At 59.0% G+C, this 1,416-nt stretch carries 1 pseudogene; it reads left to right on the forward strand.

Annotated features, from left to right (window positions below):
- Nucleotides 1-650: 650 nt before the first annotated feature.
- Nucleotides 651-1,416: pseudogene (locus CK221_RS29485) on the forward strand (hypothetical protein); the annotation flags it as partial.

A 1,416-nucleotide genomic window follows, 5' to 3' on the forward strand; every position in this document is an offset into this window, starting at 1 on the left:
GCCGAACTGGTTCCTTTCGCCGTGACTCAGATGTGCGTCCCGCGGCGTAACTCCCGGTGGTCGTACGTGCAGACATTGTGCCGATTGAACGGACGATCATGTTCGCGCGTTCAACCTTGTTGATCCCTAGTGACTACCCACACGGGGCGCCACTGAGCTGCCTCTTTCCAATTACCGTTTCATATGGAGGCCGGAGCCGTTCGTGCGCAAAACATCCAGCTTCGACTTGGCGAGCGACACGAAGGCTGACGTGTTCTCGATGGTTTTTCTCAAGATCGCAAACTTTGAGACGACGATTCTACCCCGAAAGAGCAGTGTCCCCGCGGATAGTTCTGCACGCGCCTAAGTCGGAAACTCCTCGCGCCGAACCACCGGTTTGTTGTCTAGACTATGAGCGCAATTCTAAGTCATTCGTCTGACAAGATGGCCGTTGTGATGTAGCAGAATTGCCTGAAATAATACTAGAAATTAGCTTCCGCACCATTCTGTTTGGATCATCGTAAATGGCGCCAGCGCGCGGGTGAATGCGACCGGTTCGAGGCTGCATCGATCCAGGCCGAGGCTGGGCGCCTTATCATGGACGGCGAGGAAGACATGGTTTGTCGGAACGACTCTGGACACCTGGGATTAGCGGGAGCCTTGGCGCCTGCATGACGTGGTTCGGCTCCTGGTCCTCCCTCGAAGGCCTTCAAACGATCGATGACGGGCCCGTCCCAACAGCTAGTACTGGCGCTCCGAATGCGGGCAAGCAGAACCATGACAGCACGTCAAGGGCCTCGGCGATTGGGGAAGCTCCCGGCTCCGGCAGTCTTGCTGCCGGAAGCGACAAAAGCGTTAACAGCGATGGCACGCATCAAGGCGCGACCGCGATCGATACCCTCATTGCCGGCCACACCTCGACAGGCGGGATCAATGCCGGCCTGAACGGCCTTACCGAAGCTGCAGCCAGAATTGGCATTCATCTCGACGGCACTCTTCCTGACAGCGTAACAGGCTATACCTCGGGCTTCTGGCACCGTGCGGGCCTACCAGACACCACCGACGAAGCGACCAGTGCCGGTATGGCATCCAACGTCGGCACCGCGACGGCGTCCGAGTTTACCGTCACCAGTGCCCTCGGGGCCGACCCGGTGTTCGAAACGAGGCTGGCGAGCGCCGGCGACGACGTCGAGGAGAAAGGCTCCGGTACGATTTCGACCAACATCAACGATCTGGAGTTGGGTTTTGAAAGCAGCACCCGCCAGACGGTCGGCCTCCGCTTCACCGGTATTGACATCCCGCAAGGCGCGATCATCACCAGCGCCTACATCCAGTTCCAGGCCAACGAGGTGAAGACCGACGCGGCCTCGCTGCTGATCAAGGGCCAGGACACCGACGACGCAAGCCCCTTCACCAGCACCAGCTTCAATGTATCGT

The sequence above is a fragment of the Mesorhizobium sp. WSM3868 genome (genome assembly GCF_002294785.1).
Lineage (GTDB): Bacteria > Pseudomonadota > Alphaproteobacteria > Rhizobiales > Rhizobiaceae > Mesorhizobium.